The following is a 16,167-nucleotide window of genomic DNA, read 5'->3' on the forward strand; positions in this document are numbered from 1 at the left end:
CCAAATTTCTCGGCTCTGCCGGTCAAAACTTGGGCAACCCAAGGAGATCGCCATGCCGCTGAACCCAAACTATACCTCGAAAGCACCGGACGAGAACGGCATCTACAGCTACAGCCCCGAGGAACATGGTGTCTGGAAAGACCTGTTCACCCGTCAAATCGCCTACCTGCAGGACCACGCCTGCCAAGCCTATCTCGACGGCGTGGCGCGGCTTGGGTTGTCCGCACTGCATATCCCGCAGGTCACATCACTCGATGCAAAGCTTGCCGAACTGACCGGCGCAGGCGTCAAAGGCGTCGCGGCGTTGATCCCACAGGACGAGTTCTCGACCCTGCTGTCCAATCGCAAATTCCCGGTCGCCACCTTCATCAGAACGCGCGAGGATATGGAGTATCTGGAAGAACCCGACATCTTCCACGAAGTGTTCGGCCACTCCCCCATGCTGACGAACGAGCCCTTTTGCCAGTTCATGGAACGCTTCGGGGCCTTGGCGCTGAACCTGCCGAAAGAGCACCTCAAACACCTGTTCCGCCTGTTCTGGTTCACCATCGAATTCGGGATGATCCGAGAAAGCGGCGCGTTGAAAGCCTTTGGCGCGGGTATCATGTCTTCCCCGTCGGAGGCAGAATACGCGACATCCGGCGAAGCGGAGATGGTCGAATTCGACCTGATGACGGTGCTGCGCACGCCCTACCGCATAGACATCGTCCAGCCGGTCTATTTTGTGATCGATAGTTTCGAGCAGTTGGTGGACACGCTGGACCAAGACATTGAGGCCGCAATTGTTGCTGCAAAAGCCGCGGGCGATTTACCCGCCAGGTTCGATCTGGTTGCCTAAATCTCTTCGACCATCACGACGCCGCCCAGCGACTTGATCGCGCCCTTGACCTTGGGGTTCACGGCGAATTTGTCACCCAGCGCCACCTCGACCTCCCCCGGCAAGTCGGGGTTCATCAGGCACAAGGACACCGGACCGCGTGCGCGTATGGATTTGTCCTGACCCGAACGCTCCAGCACCGAGGCGATGGACGCAATCACCGCGTCATCCTCAACAAATATCTTCAACCCCATCGCGCCCGCTTCAACGGCGCCGTCGATCGGCTGGGCGGCGCGACAGAGCAGTTTCAACTGCTCGGATTCGTAGGTGGCCTCCACCGTCAGCACCACGTTGTTGCCGGTCATCAAATGCTCGCCCGAGCTTTCCAGCGTGTCGGAGAACACCGTCACTTCGAACATGCCCGACGGGTCGGAGCCTTGCACAAAGGCAAAGCGGTTGCCGCGCGCCGATTTGCGTTCCTGACGGCCCGAAATTGTCGCCGCCAGCTTGGCCACAATGGCCCCGCCTTGAACGCGTTCTTCGATCTCGGCAAGCGTCAGCACGCCCTTGCGCTTGAGCGCCAAAACATAGTCATCCAGCGGGTGGCCCGACAGATAGAAACCGACAGCTGTAAACTCCTGCGCCAGACGTTCCGACGGCAACCAGTCATCTACGGGGGATAGGCGCGGCTCCGGCAGGTCGTCGCCCGCCTCCCCGAACAGCGACACTTGGTTCGAACTGCGCTGCTCGTGGATCGCAGCGGAGTAGCTGACCAGCCCGTCCAAAGATGCGAACACTCGGTGCCGGTTGGGGTCCAGTTGGTCAAATGCGCCGGACCGCGCGAGCATCTCCAACGGCCGTTTACCGACCCGTTTCAGATCAACCCGGCGGGCAAAGTCAAAGAGCGTGGCAAAAGGCTTCTCGACGCCATCCACCACGCGGGCGTCCGTCACCAGCCGCATCGCCTCGACGCCCACGTTTTTCAACCCGCCTAGCGCGTAAACTACTTTGCCATCGGCCACGCTGAACGTCGCCGCCGACCGGTTCACGCAAGGCGGGACGATCTCGATGTCCAGAACCTTGGTGATCTCTTCCTTATAAACCCCAAGTTTATCAGTAAGATGCAGGTCGCAGTTCATAACGCCGGCCATGAACTCAACCGGGTGGTTGGCCTTCAGCCACGCTGTCTGGTAGCTGACCACAGCATAGGCGGCGGCGTGCGATTTGTTGAAACCGTAATTGGCAAATTTCTCAAGCAGGTCAAATACTTCGCGCGCCTTCTTCGCGTCGACGCCATTCTCCTTCGCGCCCGCTTCAAACTTGGGCCGCTCCGCGTCCATCGCTTCCTTGATCTTCTTGCCCATGGCGCGGCGCAGCAGGTCAGCACCGCCAAGCGAGTAGCCCGCCATGACCTGCGCAATCTCCATCACCTGTTCCTGGTAGACGATGATGCCTTGGGTTTCGGCCAAGATGTGGTCGATCAAAGGGTGAATGGATTCAAGCTCTTTCAGCCCGTTCTTCACCTCGCAGTAAGTCGGGATATTCTCCATCGGGCCCGGCCGGTATAACGCCACCAGCGCCACGATATCCTCAATGCAAGTGGGCTTCATGCGCCGCAGCGCGTCCATCATGCCCGAGCTTTCCACCTGGAATACGGCCACCGTTTTGGCGGACGAATAGAGGTCGTACGACTTCTTATCATCCAGCGGGATCGCCCCGATATCGTTCTCTGCCCCTGCGGGCGGTTCGTAAATCTGCGACCCGTCCGCCGCGATATGAAGAGGCCGGTCCAAGAGGTCGATGGCGTTCTGGATCACGGTCAGGGTCTTCAGCCCCAGAAAGTCGAATTTGACCAGCCCGGCCTGTTCCACCCATTTCATGTTGAATTGGGTTGCGGGCATGTCGGAACGCGGGTCCTGATACAATGGCACCAACGCGTCCAGAGGCCGGTCGCCGATCACCACTCCAGCCGCGTGGGTGGAGGCATTGCGCAACAACCCCTCAACCTGCTGCCCGTAGTCCAGCAGGCGGGCCACGACCTCTTCGTTCTTGGCCTCTTCGCGCAGCTTCGGCTCATCCGCCAAAGCCTTCTCAATGGACACCGGCTTGACCCCCTCTACGGGGATCATCTTCGACAACCGGTCCACCTGCCCATAGGGCATTTGCAGCACCCGCCCAATGTCGCGCACCGCGGCCTTGGACAGCAACGCACCAAAGGTGATGATCTGCCCCACCTTGTCGCGGCCGTATTTCTCTTGGACGTAGCGGATCACCTCTTCGCGGCGGTCCATGCAGAAGTCGATGTCGAAATCGGGCATCGACACCCGTTCGGGGTTCAAAAACCGCTCAAACAGAAGCGAGTAGCGCAACGGGTCCAAATCGGTGATCGTCAGCGCATAGGCCACCAACGACCCCGCGCCCGAGCCGCGCCCCGGTCCTACCGGGATGTCGTGATCCTTGGCCCAATGGATGAAATCCGCCACGATTAGGAAGTATCCCGGGAAACCCATGCCCTCGATGATGCCCAGCTCAAAATCCAGCCGCTTCTGGTATTCTTCAACCTCTGCGGCATGCGGGATCACGGCCAGCCGCGCTTGCAGCCCCTCATTGGCCTGACGGCGCAGCTCCTCGATCTCGTTATCGGCAAATTTCGGCAGGATCGGGTCCCGCTTGTAGGTCTTAAACGCGCAGCGTTTGGCGATTTCAACTGTGTTTTCAAGCGCTTCCGGAAGGTCGGCAAACAGGGCCGCCATCTCCTGCGGTGACTTGAAATAGTGCTGCGGCGTCAGCTTGCGGCGTTCGCTTTGCTGGTCAACATAGGCGCCGTCCGCGATGCAGATCAGCGCGTCATGCGCTTCGTACATATCGGCCTTCGGGAAATACACGTCATTGGTCGCGACGAGCGGCAACCCCATGGCATAGGCCATTTCGACATGACCGCGCTCGCTTTGCCGTTCGGCATCTGGCAGCCCATCTTCGGTCGGGTGGCGCTGCAACTCGACATAGAGGCGGTCCGGATAGGTCTGCGCCAATTGGCGCATCATCGCCTCCGCTTTGGGCTGCTGGCCGCCGCGCAAATGCCGCCCGATTGGGCCGTCCGGGCCGCCGGTCAGGCAGATCAGGCCTTCCGCGTGCTCCTTCAATTCTGCCATCGTCACCTGCGGCAACTGCCCTTCGGCATCCAGATAGAGGCAGGAGTTCAGCTTCATCAGGTTCTCGTAGCCGGCCTCATTCTGCGCCAGCAGCACAATCGGGGCCGGTTCGCGGACCTTTTCGCCGGGCGCGGCTTGATCATAGGCCAGGTCCACCTGACAGCCGACAATCGGCTGCACCCCGGCCCCAGACGCGTATTCAGAAAATTCCAGCGCCGCGAACATGTTGTTGGTGTCTGTGATCGCCACGGCGGGCATTTGGGCGTCCTGGCACATGCCCGCCAGCTTTTTAAGGCGGATCGCGCCTTCCAAAAGCGAGTATTCGCTGTGCACGCGCAGGTGGATGAATCGGGGTTGGTCAGCCATGGCACCACATTATATCGCAGCGGGCTGAGGGGAAGCGGGAAAATGTGGGGCGTCCCGGCTTTGTTGTGGATGGTTTTGTGGGCCTAGCGCAGGCTGGACCGTTTCGGGTCAGTCTTGTGGCCCTGACCGGTTGTCATCAGGTCGTTGACCAGTGCTTTGCGCTCAGATGGGCCTCCGACAACGCAGTCTTCCAGCTCTTCAGGAAAAATCAAAGTGATGGGGACAACGCGCACCCGCGACAATGGCATGTCAGCAATTTGGGCAAGGCCGGACGGGATCGGAAGGTCAATCAATGCGCCCGCAGGTTCAGCGTAGCCGGAAACCACCCACCCATTGGGCACACAAGGTGTCGGCAGATCCACGGACATCACGCCATGCTCGTCCAGCAGATCGCCAAGCCCTTTCTGAAAAGCGCAGACGCGTGCCAGCTGCTCTATGCTCTTGAAGGCCCAGCTGTCACGCACCAGATCGGCATCCATGGACTGCCAGCCCGGTATCTCGATATACATCTCCATCCCGTAGCCATTGGCGATGGTCTCGCCGCGGAACGGCGCAAAAGGGTCGCTCAACCCATCGGAGGCGATGATGAGGCTGTTCTCGGTCCGTACTATGCGGAAGGCCTGCGTCTGAGTGGGCCAAGCCGGGGCGCCTTTCAGCTCTGGGCAGACAGGGTAGCCGAAATAATCCGGGTCTGTGCGACCCACCTTGTCCCAATAGGCATCACGCGCAGCCAATGTGGCATCAATCGCCTTTGGCTTGGAGCCGGGCAATGCGATATGGCCATCCCGGACGCGCAGGCGCTTTGCTTTGCTGTCGGAAGCCGGCGCGGAAGTTGGGGCAGCTACAGGAGCAGGAGCGGGAGCAACCGGCGCAGGTTCAGCCGGTTTGGCGGGCGTCGCGCCAATGACACCGAATTCGCCATTGGAACTGGTCGCAACTGTCTCCGACTTGCGGGGGCGGTCCGGACGCTCGTCCATATCAGCCACGCGGGCAGCAAGGCCCATAATGTCAAAATCTTTGGCAGCTTCTGCGGCAAGCTGCTCAGCCGAGCGGCCAAATTCGTCCTTGATGTCGCTGTCGCGCATGCTTTTGGCCCGGCGTGCCACAGGCGGCGGTGCGGCAGGCGCAAGTTGAAGGGCAGGCTCTGGTGCGGGACTCGCGGGTGCAACGGCCGGGGCCGCGTCCAGCGCGTCCTTTGCCCGTTGGGCCACCTTTTCCTTGGTGTCTCGCGATAGAAGCCGCTTTAGCATCCCCACGTCCTTTCACCCTTTACTCGCACCGAAATTGGTTGTTCGTCGTTCATACATCGCTAATCAATGGGTCATTTTCTGGGCGTTTGTGTGCACAGCCTGTGCAAACTCACTTTTCTTTTCGGCGCTATGCTTGCCAATGCGGTCTGCTCCAGCATAGCATCGTCATGCTACCAAGCTTTTCGCGCCGTCTACGCCGCATCGACGCCGCATCCACGAGAGCCAACCAACGGAGTAAGGCGGCAGGATACTTCATATATGGTGACGTTTCTTCTGAATGGGGAAATCGTTCAAAGCCGGGTCGAGCCGACAGACACGTTGCTGGATTTTCTGCGCGACCGGATGGGGCTGACGGGCACTAAAGAGGGCTGCAACGAGGGCGATTGCGGGGCCTGCTCGGTCATTGTGACCGGCGAAGACGGCGTTGCGCGGGCCATGAATGCCTGCATCCTGTTCATGCCGCAACTGCAGGGCCGCGCCGTTCGCACTGTCGAAGGCATCGCCGGGCCCACAGGCGATTTACACCCCGTCCAGCAAGCCATGGTGGATCATCACGGCTCGCAATGCGGCTTTTGTACGCCCGGCATTATTACATCTTTGGCCGCCGCGCACAAAAACGGGGAAACGGATCACAAAGACCAGCTGGCGGGCAACCTGTGCCGCTGCACGGGCTACGTTCCCATTTTGCGTGCGGCTAAGGCGGCTGAGGTCGCGAAGGCGCCCACCTGGATGGCTGAGGATGTCAGCGCAATCGACGGGCTGCCGTCCGAATTCACGTTGCCCGAAAGCGCAGATGAGCTGGCCGCATGGTACCGGGAGCACCCCGACGCTACGCTGATCGGCGGCGCTACAGATGTGGGTCTGTGGGTCACCAAACAGCTGCGAGACCTAAATAAAGTCGCTTTTCTGGGGCGTTGCGCCGATCTGCAACAGATCGAGCTCAGCGAAAGCGGCATCCGTATCGGGGCCGCCTGCACGATCACCCAAGTGCTGGAAGCGATGCGTGACCCCCACCCGTTTTTCGCCGAAATGTTGCGCCGCTATGGCTCGGTGCAAGTGCGCAATGCGGCGACCATCGGCGGCAACATTGCAAATGGCTCGCCCATCGGGGACAGTCCACCCGCCCTGATCGCACTGGGCGCAGAGCTGCATCTGCGCAAAGGTGGTGACCGGCGGTCGATGCCAATCGAGGATTTCTTCATTGAATACGGCCAACAGGACCGCGCGCCGGGCGAGTTCGTAGAGGCCGTCACCATCCCCCGCCAACCCGACACGCTGCGCTGCTACAAGATATCCAAACGTTTCGATCAGGACATTTCCGCGGTCTGCGGCTGTTTCAACATCGTGGTTGATGGGGGCAAAGTCGCCTCAGCGCGTATCGCATTCGGCGGCATGGCCGGCACTCCCAAACGCGCTTCGCATGTCGAGGCAGCTTTGGAAGGCCAGCCTTGGGCGCAAGCAACGATAGATGCCGCCAAAGCCGCATTCGCGCAGGATTTCACCCCGATGAGCGACATGCGTGCCTCCGCCGAGTATCGGTTGGCTGTCGCGCAAGGGTTGATGCAGCGCTGCTTTGAAGAACCACAAGGCGTGGCGACAAACGTGTTGGAGGTCCGTGCATGAGCGTTCACCTCTCTCAAAAACACGATAGCGGCCCGCTGCACGTCACCGGTGCCGCGCGTTACACCGACGATATCCCGACCCCGGCCAACACGCTGCATCTGGCCTTCGGGCAATCCACCATCGCGCGCGGCACGATTAAGCAGATGGCTCTCGGGCCAGTAGAGGCCGCTGATGGCGTCGTCGCGGTGCAGACGGCGCGCGATCTGCCCTTTGACAACGATGTCTCCCCGTCCGCTCACGACGAACCGCTGCTGAGCCCTGGCCCCGTGAACTACATCGGCCAGCCCATTTTTCTGGTGGTGGCCACCTCGCATTTGGCAGCGCGCAAAGCGGCGCGGCTGGGCCAGATCAGCTATGAGGAGCAAACCCCGATACTTACCATTGATCAGGCGTTAGAGGCGGAAAGCCGATTTGAAGAGGGTCCCCGCATCTATGCCAAGGGCGACGTTCAAGCGGCTTTGGAGCGCGCCAAGCACAGGCTGACGGGCTCCATCGATATCGGTGGGCAGGAACATTTCTACCTTGAAGGCCACGCCGCCCTCGCCGTGCCGCAGGACGGCGGCGAGATGGTGGTGCATGCATCTTCTCAACACCCGACCGAAATTCAGCACAAGGTGGCTGAAGCGCTGGGCAAACCGATGAACGCGGTGCGCGTGGAGGTGCGCCGCATGGGCGGCGGCTTTGGGGGTAAGGAAAGTCAGGGCAACGCCCTGTGCGTCGCCTGCGCGGTTGCCGCCAAGCTGACCGGCTGGCCGTGCAAGATGCGCTATGACCGCGACGACGACATGGTGATCACCGGCAAGCGACATGACTTCCGGATCGACTATGACGTGGGCTTTGACGATCAGGGTCGCGTCAGCGGCGTGGACTTCACGCAATACGCCCGCTGTGGCTGGGCGCAGGACCTGTCCCTGCCCGTTGCCGACCGGGCCATGCTGCATGCGGACAACGCCTATCTGCTGGACCATGCCCGCATCACATCGCACCGATTGAAGACCAACACCCAAAGCGCCACGGCGTTTCGCGGATTTGGCGGGCCGCAAGGCATGGTGGGGATTGAGCGGGTGATGGACGAGGTAGCGCATCACCTTGGCCTTGATCCGCTGAAGGTGCGCCGCGCGAATTACTACCCATCCGCTGTGAGTATTTCTGCCAAAACGAAACCCACGACGCCATACGGGATGGAGGTCACCGACAGCATCCTGCATGAGATGACGGACGCGTTGGAGGCATCTTCCGATTATCAAGCCCGCCGCGCGGCTGTGTCCGATTGGAATGCAGCAAACCCGGTCTTGAAGCGTGGCATAGCCCTGACGCCGGTGAAGTTCGGAATCTCCTTCACGCTGACCCACTTAAATCAAGCCGGTGCATTGGTGCATGTCTATCAGGACGGGTCGATCCATCTGAACCACGGCGGCACAGAGATGGGGCAAGGCCTGTTCACCAAAGTAGCACAAGTTGCGGCCTCGGTCTTTGGTGTCAGCGCGGACAAGGTGCAGATCACGGCCACTGATACCGGCAAAGTGCCCAATACGTCCGCCACGGCGGCCTCCTCCGGGACTGATCTAAATGGCATGGCTGTGAAAGCGGCCTGCGAGACCATTTGCGACCGCATTGCCGCGCATCTGGGCGGCGAAGTGACATTTACGGATGGCAAAGTCATCACAGGCGAACGGGACCTTAGCTTCGAAGAAGCCGTCAAAGACGCCTACGAAAACCGCGTGTCCCTGTCGGCTACGGGCTTTTACGCGACACCTGAAGTGGCCTGGGATCGGATCAAGGGGGCGGGTCGCCCGTTCTTCTACTTCGCTTATGGTGCCGCTGTGACGGAGGTCGTCATAGACACGCTGACCGGCGAAAACCGCATCCTGCGCGCTGACATCTTGCATGACTGTGGTGCGTCTCTGAACCCCGCCTTGGACATCGGCCAGATTGAGGGCGGCTACGTGCAAGGGGCGGGCTGGCTGACCATGGAGGAACTGGTCTGGGACGACTCAGGCGCGCTGAAGACCCACGCGCCCGCCACCTACAAAATCCCCTGCGCCAGCGACGCGCCGGAGGTGTTCAACGTGGCCCTTTGGGATGGTGAGAACTCGTCCGAGACCATTTACCGTTCCAAAGCCGTGGGGGAGCCGCCGCTGATGCTGGGCATTTCCGCGCTGATGGCGCTGTCGGATGCCGTAGCCAGTTGCGGTGCAGCGTACCCCAACCTTCATGCGCCTGCGACGGCCGAACGGGTGCTGGCCGCCATTCAGCAGGTGAAGAAATGAGTTTTGATCTCAAAGCTTTGCGACGCGCAGTTAACGCCTACGGGGTCGTAGGCCGGATCGTGATCGCTGATCACAAGGGCTCCGCCCCGCGGGAAACCGGGACATCGATGTTGGTCTGGCGCGATGGGCAATCGGGCACCATCGGCGGCGGCGCGCTGGAGTTTGAGGCGGTCAAAGCAGTGCGCGCGCGGTTGGGCAAAGGCCAGCCGCAGTTGGACAAGGTCCCGCTTGGTCCCGCGCTTGGGCAATGCTGCGGCGGGGCGGTGACGGTTGTCAGCGAAATCTTCACCCAAGACAGGCTCGATGCCGTGGATACCAAGCAGCCCGTATACGTCAGACGGATCACCGGCGAAGCGGACGCGCCGCTGGCCGTGACCCGCGCGGCCGCCAAAGCCCGCAGTGGCAGACCGACGCGCCTACTGCTGCAAAGCGGCTGGCTGGCGGAGCAAATCGCCACCGAAGCCCATCCGCTTTGGATTTACGGTGCCGGCCATGTGGGGCGGGCGCTGGTTCAAACGCTGACGCCGCTGCCCGATTTCGACATCACTTGGGTCGACACCGCCGCCGACAGGTTCCCCGTGGAGACCCCCAGCACCGTCACAATCCTTCCTGTAGCCAACCCGGCCGCCGCCGCTATCCATGCACCGCAACACGCAAGGCACCTGATCCTGACCTATTCGCATGCATTGGATCTAGAGCTCTGTCACCAGCTGCTGCAACACGGGTTCACAAGCGTGGGGCTGATCGGGTCCAATACCAAATGGGCGCGCTTTCAGACCCGGCTGTCGGCACTTGGCCACGCGCCGCACTCCATCAATCGCATCACCTGCCCCATCGGGGACCCTGCCTTGGGCAAACATCCGCAGGCTATTGCTTTGGGCGTCGCCTCCGCGCTAGTGATGTCGCTGCGCTCGGGGGAAGAAGATATGGGCGCTACGGGGGGCCAAGCCACAGCATGACCACGTTACTCAACCTCAAGGGGCTGACCAAGGCTTATCCCGGCGTCGTTGCCAACGACAACGTGTCGCTGACCATCAAACCCGGCGAGGTCCACGCGTTGTTGGGCGAAAACGGGGCCGGCAAATCCACCTTGGTCAAGATGATCTACGGGCTGGTCAAGCCTGACGCGGGCCAGATGGAGTTTCGCGGCGCCCCCTTCACCCCTGCAGAGCCCCGCGCGGCGCGCGCCGCTGGCGTGGCAATGGTGTTCCAGCACTTTTCGTTGTTTGAAGCGCTGGATGTGGCCGAAAACATCGCGCTGGGCATGGAGAACCCGCCCAAGATGCGCGACCTCGCGGCGAAAATTACCGAAGTGTCAAATGCTTACGGGCTTCCCTTAGACCCGTCGCGGCTGGTCGGCGACCTGTCCGCAGGGGAGCGGCAACGCGTCGAGATCATCCGCTGCCTGCTGCAAAACCCCAAGTTGCTGATCATGGACGAGCCGACCAGCGTGCTGACCCCGCAAGAGGTCGAAATTCTGTTCAAAACACTGGAAAAGCTGCGCTCTGAGGGGACCTCGATCCTTTATATCTCGCATAAGCTGGAGGAGATCCGCAGGCTTTGCGACACCGCCACCATCTTGCGGCTGGGCAAGAACGTGGCCACGTGCAACCCGCGACAGGAAACGGCCCGCGCCATGGCGGAAATGATGGTGGGCGAAGTGTTGCATGTGCCCGAACGCGCGGCGCATCGCGCCACCGAGGTCGCATTGGAATTGCGCGACCTGTCAATCGCCGCACCCTCCGCGTTTGGCACCTCGCTGAAAGAGGTCTGTCTGAGCGTGCATCGCGGCGAAGTGCTGGGCATTGGCGGGGTCGCGGGCAACGGGCAGGACGAACTGACGGCCGCGCTGTCAGGCGAACTGCCCGCAGGCCCCAGCCAAGTGATGTTCAAGGGCAGTGATGTGGGCGCAATGGGCCCAAATGCGCGGCGCGACATCGGGCTTTTGGCCGCGCCCGAAGAACGGCTGGGCCACGCTGCGGCCCCCGATATGAGCCTGACCGAAAATGCGGTACTGACAGGAACCGTGCGCAAGTCGTTGGCCAGGAAGGGTTTTCTGAATTGGGGCAAGGCCCGAAAATTTGCAGAAGACGTGATCGCCGATTTTGACGTGCGCACGCCGGGCGCGCATACCGCCGCCCGCGCGCTGTCGGGTGGCAACTTGCAGAAATTCGTCATCGGCCGCGAAATTCTGCAACGCCCCGAGGTACTGGTCGTCAATCAACCGACATGGGGGGTTGACGCCTCCGCCGCCGCGGCGATCCGGCAGGCTTTGCTGGATCTGGCCGCCGACGGGGCCGCGATCATTGTGATCAGCCAGGACCTGGACGAGCTGATGGAAATCTCCGACCGGTTTGCGGCGCTCAATGAAGGGCGGCTGACCAAGCCGGTGCCTGCGGTGGGGCTGACCGTCGACCAGATTGGATTGATGATGGGTGGTGCCCATGATCTGGAGGCGGCGCATGCGTAACCTGCGGGATTTAGGTATTTGTGAAACAGTGATGGTGTTGACGTGATCGCGCTGGAAAAACGCCCCGAGCCGTCACGGATGTGGTCCTGGTTGACCCCGCCCCTTGCAGTCATTCTGACCATGATCGCGGGCGGCGTGATGTTTGCCGTTCTGGGCAAGGACCCGGTCGAGGCCATACGCACCATCTTTTGGGACCCGATTTTCGGCGAGTTTGCGTTCTATTATCGCGGGCAATTGCTGATCAAAGCGGGCCCGCTCATCCTGATTGCCATCGGGCTGTCGATGGGGTTTCGCGCGGGCATCTGGAACATCGGGGCCGAGGGGCAATACATCATCGGCGCGGTCTGCGGCGCGGCGGTGGGACTGGCGTTCTATCCCTATGACAGCTTCATCGTCTTTCCGCTGATGATCCTGGCTGGCGCTTTAGGTGGTTTCTTGTGGGCCATGATCCCCGGCATCCTGCGGGTCAAATTCAACACCAACGAGATTTTGGTGTCGCTTCTGTTGGTGTACGTGGCGGAGTTCATCCTCGCCTCCATGGCGCTGGGCGCGTTGAAAAACCCCGATGGCGCGGGCTTTCCGGGGTCTCGCAACTTCCGCTCCTACCCCTCTGCTTACAATGAAGAAATCATTGCCGGTACCGGGCTTCACTGGGGCGTCGTGGCTGCCATGATTGCGGTGATCTTTGCCTATGTCCTGTTCGCCCGCCACCAGATGGGGTTCCAGATCAAACTGGCGGGCCAAGCACCCCGCGCCGCACGGTTTGGGGGCGTGAACCCGGCGCGGCTGGTCCTGTTCTGTCTCGGCATGTCGGGCGCATTGGCGGGGCTGGCTGGCTTGTTCGAGGTCTCCGGCCCCGCCGGTCAGGTCAGCATCGATTTCAACGTAGGCTACGGCTTCACCGCAATCATCGTGGCCTTTCTGGGCCGTCTGCATCCGGTAGGTATCCTGCTGGCGGGTCTGCTGCTGGCGCTGACATATATCGGCGGCGAGGCCGCGCAGTCGTCGCTGGGCCTGCCTGCGGCAGCCATTCAGGCGTTTCAGGGGATGTTGTTGTTCTTCCTGCTGGCGGTGGACGTTCTGACCAATTTCCGGGTGCGGTTCGGTAAGCGGGGGGCGGCGTGATGGAGGCAGAAAATTCATCGGCCAAACCATGGCCAACATGGAAGAAAGTCGCACTGAATTTATTGGCTGGATTGTGTTTTGGAATATCGATTTCAATTTTCATCGGCCGATATGGGTGGTTATGGCTTCCGGCGCTTCTGTTGATCCTTGCAGTAGGTGCCATTTTCCAAAGCAAGGTAGAAAAGGTGATACCTTCCTTAAGAACACCAGATAATGATGTTATTCAGTACCATTGGGCATTCTGGGTCCCCTTGGTCGCTGTTTTAGCGTTCTTTTTCTTCATACGTGGCGAATTCCCAAACCCTGCTTTGCCAAGGATTTTGCCATGGACCTAACCTCAATCAACCCCGTTCTGCTGGTAGCCTCCCTCATGGTCGCATCCACCCCCATCATCCTCGCCGCTATCGGCGAGCTGGTCGTCGAAAAATCCGGCGTCCTGAACCTCGGCGTCGAGGGAATGATGATCACCGGCGCAATCTGCGGCTTTGCGATAGCCGTCGAAAGCGGCTCCCCCGCGCTGGGGTTCCTCGCTGCAGCCCTGGGCGGTGCGGTGCTATCGCTGCTTTTCGGCATCCTGACGCAGTTCTTCCTGTCCAATCAGGTGGCCACCGGGCTTGGGCTGACGCTATTTGGCCTCGGGCTCAGCTCGCTCATGGGGCAAGGATATATCGGCATCCGCCCTCCCGCGACGGAGAAGCTGGATATCCCGCTGCTTTCCGACATACCGGTGCTTGGACCGATCCTGTTCAACCAGGATCTGGTGGTCTATTTCGCGCTCGCCCTTGTGGTGGCCACATGGGCAGTACTGAAATTCACCCGCGCGGGCCTGATTTTGCGTGCAGTGGGCGAGAACCACGACGCCGCCCACGCGCTGGGCTACAAAGTGGTGCGCGTCCGGCTAATGGCGATCACCTTCGGCGGGGCCTGCGCGGGGCTTGGCGGGGCATACCTGTCGCTCGTACGCGTGCCACAATGGACCGAGGGCATGACCGCCGGCGCGGGCTGGATTGCGCTCGCTATCGTGGTCTTCGGCGCATGGCGGCCCTTTAGGGTTTTGTTAGGAGCCTATTTATTCGGCGGGGTTACGGTTTTGCAGCTCAACCTGCAGGCAGCTGGTGTCGCGATACCGGTGGAGTACTTGTCCATGTCGCCCTATCTGATAACTATCGCCGTGCTGGTCATCATGTCGTCAGGAAAGGCTAAGTCCGCGCTCAGCGCGCCCGCCTGTCTGGGCAAACTCTTTCACGCCTCATCCTAGGGGCAAAACGCTGCTTAATATTCAAACTGGGGAGACTACCAAATGAAACGCAGATCAATACTCGCCGCCGGCGTCGCCGCGCTAGCCCTTGCAACCGGCGGCGCCTTCGCCGACGGCCATGAGAAGACCAAAGTGGGCTTCATCTATGTTGGCCCCATTGGTGACGGCGGTTGGACCTATGAGCATGACAAAGGCCGTCTCGCCGTCGAGGCCGAGTTCGGCGACAAGGTCGAAACCGTCTATCAGGAAAGCGTGCCAGAGGGTGCCGACGCCGAACGCGCGATCACCCAAATGGCGCTGCAGGGCGCCGACATCATCTTCACCACCTCCTTTGGCTACATGGACCCGACCAACGCGGTTGCGGCCAAGTTCCCGGACGTAAAGTTCGAGCACGCCACCGGCTACAAGCGCGAGACGCCGAACGTGTCGACCTACTCGGCTCGCTTCTACGAGGGCCGCGCCATTCAAGGTCACATCGCGGGCAAGATGACCAAGACCAACAAGATCGGCTACATCGCCTCCTTCCCGATCCCCGAGGTTATCCGCGGCATCAACTCCGCCTATATCCACGCCAAGAAGGTGAACCCGGATGTCGAATTCAACATCATCTGGGCCTACACATGGTTCGACCCGGCCAAGGAAGCTGACGCCGCAACCGCGCTGATCGAGCAAGGCGCAGACGTGATCCTGCAGCACACCGACTCCACGGCCCCACAAGCGGCGGCCCAAAAAGCTGAAGGCGTGATCACCTTCGGTCAGGCCTCCGATATGGGCGAATACGCGCCGCTGCCGCGCGTGTCCTCGATTATCGACGATTGGGCGCCCTACTACATCGCCCGCGTTGGTGCCGTGATGGACGGCACTTGGGAAAGCTCTGACACATGGGACGGCATTGGCGCAGGCATGGTTGCCATCGGGGAAATCTCCGACGCGGTGCCTGCTGACGTGAAGGCCGAAGCCCTGGCGATGAAAGACGCATTGGCAGACGGCTCCTACCACGCGTTTTCCGGCCCGATTAACAAGCAGGACGGCTCCGTCTGGTTGAAAGAGGGCGAAACCGCTGCCGATTTTGGGGATGACGGTTTGGCCGGCATGAGCTTCTACGTCGAAGGCATCACAGCGGACATCCCAAACTAAGCTGCCTCGATCTGACGTCTGAAAGGGCCCGCACATCGTTGCGGGCCCTTTTGCATTGGCGGCACCCACATACCCCAACGTTTGGCGGGGGGACTATTCTAGGCTACGGTCACCTATGCGCCCGCGTAACCAGAACCAGATTTCAGGAGCTCCTTATGAAAAGACGTGATTTTTCTTTGACCGTCGCCAGTGCGGTTTGTCTGGCATCCCCTATGCTGGCCACGACGAAAACCGAAAAACCAGCCTTTCCATCGCATGGCCGGGTCAAGATGCGGCTGGGCGGCAAAGTGCGCCAGGCGATGAATTTCATCTTGCTGACGCCGTCAGGCGCGGCGACTCTGCCGCTCAACCGTCAGTTTCCAGTCGCCAATGAGAACCGGTCCAGCATCCTGACCCCGACACTTGCAAAGAAGTATCGCTTCGGCGTCGATGTGGGGCCGGTGTTGACGGATGGCAGCAACATTCTTGCAAATATAGATCGCCCGGTTGAATTGGACGATTTTCATATCGCGGATGAAAAAATCTCTTATCGCGTTTCTGCCGAAAACATCCGCCCGACCAGAGCACCGAGCTTGGCCAAATATCCAATGGTCATTGGCACGGCGGTGATCGCCAAAGACACCGAGGCATTTGCGAATGCAATTCTGCTGAAAGTGCGGCGGGACATTTTGATCCTCGACGCTTTGGAGGGCCTCTGAC

General features: G+C 60.7%; 12 protein-coding genes. 10 read left to right on the plus strand and 2 right to left on the minus strand.

Annotation, left to right across the window (positions count from 1 at the left end; all coding sequences use genetic code 11):
• Positions 1-52 precede the first annotated feature (52 nt).
• On the plus strand, positions 53-838 hold the full coding sequence (locus Q0899_RS08240; RefSeq protein WP_299192127.1) for a phenylalanine 4-monooxygenase: 786 nt from the start codon (positions 53-55) through the stop codon (positions 836-838).
• Here the strand turns inward: Q0899_RS08240 and dnaE are convergent.
• Positions 835-4,335: a DNA polymerase III subunit alpha gene (dnaE, locus tag Q0899_RS08245; RefSeq protein WP_299192129.1), complete on the minus strand. Its 3,501-nt coding sequence runs from the start codon at positions 4,333-4,335 to the stop codon at positions 835-837. The genes Q0899_RS08240 and dnaE overlap by 4 nt on opposite strands.
• An 83-nt stretch (positions 4,336-4,418) precedes the next feature.
• Entirely contained in the window at positions 4,419-5,585 is a 1,167-nt protein-coding gene (locus Q0899_RS08250; protein ID WP_299192131.1) for a suppressor of fused domain protein, read from the minus strand.
• 258 nt (positions 5,586-5,843) lie between these two features.
• Between Q0899_RS08250 and xdhA the strand changes: the two genes are divergently transcribed.
• From xdhA to Q0899_RS08295, 9 genes are all read left to right on the plus strand, one after another.
• Positions 5,844-7,208 carry a xanthine dehydrogenase small subunit gene (xdhA, locus tag Q0899_RS08255; protein WP_299192133.1) on the plus strand — a complete coding sequence of 455 codons (1,365 nt, stop codon included), beginning with the start codon at positions 5,844-5,846 and terminating at the stop codon, positions 7,206-7,208.
• On the plus strand, positions 7,205-9,478 hold the full coding sequence (gene xdhB / locus Q0899_RS08260; RefSeq protein WP_299192135.1) for a xanthine dehydrogenase molybdopterin binding subunit: 2,274 nt from the start codon (positions 7,205-7,207) through the stop codon (positions 9,476-9,478). Before xdhA ends, xdhB begins: the two co-directional genes overlap by 4 nt.
• Positions 9,475-10,437 carry a xanthine dehydrogenase accessory protein XdhC gene (gene xdhC / locus Q0899_RS08265; RefSeq protein ID WP_299192137.1) on the plus strand — a complete coding sequence of 321 codons (963 nt, stop codon included), beginning with the start codon at positions 9,475-9,477 and terminating at the stop codon, positions 10,435-10,437. Before xdhB ends, xdhC begins: the two co-directional genes overlap by 4 nt.
• Positions 10,434-11,948, plus strand: coding sequence for an ABC transporter ATP-binding protein (locus Q0899_RS08270; RefSeq protein WP_298296512.1), 1,515 nt, complete (start codon positions 10,434-10,436; stop codon positions 11,946-11,948). Before xdhC ends, Q0899_RS08270 begins: the two co-directional genes overlap by 4 nt.
• A gap of 42 nt (positions 11,949-11,990) precedes the next feature.
• Positions 11,991-13,073, plus strand: a complete 1,083-nt coding sequence (locus Q0899_RS08275) for an ABC transporter permease (protein WP_299192139.1) — start codon at positions 11,991-11,993, stop codon at positions 13,071-13,073.
• Complete coding sequence (locus Q0899_RS08280) at positions 13,070-13,408, plus strand: hypothetical protein (protein ID WP_298296506.1); 339 nt, start codon at positions 13,070-13,072, stop codon at positions 13,406-13,408. The genes Q0899_RS08275 and Q0899_RS08280 overlap by 4 nt, the downstream gene beginning before the upstream one ends.
• The gene (locus tag Q0899_RS08285) at positions 13,399-14,331 is read left to right on the plus strand and encodes an ABC transporter permease (protein ID WP_299192141.1); all 933 of its coding nucleotides are present in this window, start codon (positions 13,399-13,401) and stop codon (positions 14,329-14,331) included. Before Q0899_RS08280 ends, Q0899_RS08285 begins: the two co-directional genes overlap by 10 nt.
• 42 nt (positions 14,332-14,373) lie before the next feature.
• Positions 14,374-15,468 (plus strand): BMP family ABC transporter substrate-binding protein, encoded by a 1,095-nt coding sequence (locus Q0899_RS08290; protein ID WP_299192143.1) that lies wholly within the window; start codon positions 14,374-14,376, stop codon positions 15,466-15,468.
• Between the two features lie 155 nt (positions 15,469-15,623).
• Positions 15,624-16,166, plus strand: coding sequence for a hypothetical protein (locus tag Q0899_RS08295; protein ID WP_298296497.1), 543 nt, complete (start codon positions 15,624-15,626; stop codon positions 16,164-16,166).
• Position 16,167: the final 1 nt, after the last annotated feature.

Origin of the sequence: uncultured Litoreibacter sp., from assembly GCF_947501785.1 — a bacterium.
Lineage (GTDB): Bacteria > Pseudomonadota > Alphaproteobacteria > Rhodobacterales > Rhodobacteraceae > Litoreibacter.

Bases quoted from the DNA above. Each gene is read 5' to 3' on its own strand.
- Q0899_RS08240 (WP_299192127.1), top strand. From the start codon at position 53: ATGCCGCTGAACCCAAACTATACCTCGAAAGCACCGGACGAGAACGGC.
- dnaE (WP_299192129.1), bottom strand. From the start codon at position 4,335: ATGGCTGACCAACCCCGATTCATCCACCTGCGCGTGCACAGCGAATAC.
- Q0899_RS08250 (WP_299192131.1), bottom strand. From the start codon at position 5,585: ATGCTAAAGCGGCTTCTATCGCGAGACACCAAGGAAAAGGTGGCCCAA.
- xdhA (WP_299192133.1), top strand. From the start codon at position 5,844: ATGGTGACGTTTCTTCTGAATGGGGAAATCGTTCAAAGCCGGGTCGAG.
- xdhB (WP_299192135.1), top strand. From the start codon at position 7,205: ATGAGCGTTCACCTCTCTCAAAAACACGATAGCGGCCCGCTGCACGTC.
- xdhC (WP_299192137.1), top strand. From the start codon at position 9,475: ATGAGTTTTGATCTCAAAGCTTTGCGACGCGCAGTTAACGCCTACGGG.
- Q0899_RS08270 (WP_298296512.1), top strand. From the start codon at position 10,434: ATGACCACGTTACTCAACCTCAAGGGGCTGACCAAGGCTTATCCCGGC.
- Q0899_RS08285 (WP_299192141.1), top strand. From the start codon at position 13,399: ATGGACCTAACCTCAATCAACCCCGTTCTGCTGGTAGCCTCCCTCATG.
- Q0899_RS08290 (WP_299192143.1), top strand. From the start codon at position 14,374: ATGAAACGCAGATCAATACTCGCCGCCGGCGTCGCCGCGCTAGCCCTT.
- Q0899_RS08295 (WP_298296497.1), top strand. From the start codon at position 15,624: ATGAAAAGACGTGATTTTTCTTTGACCGTCGCCAGTGCGGTTTGTCTG.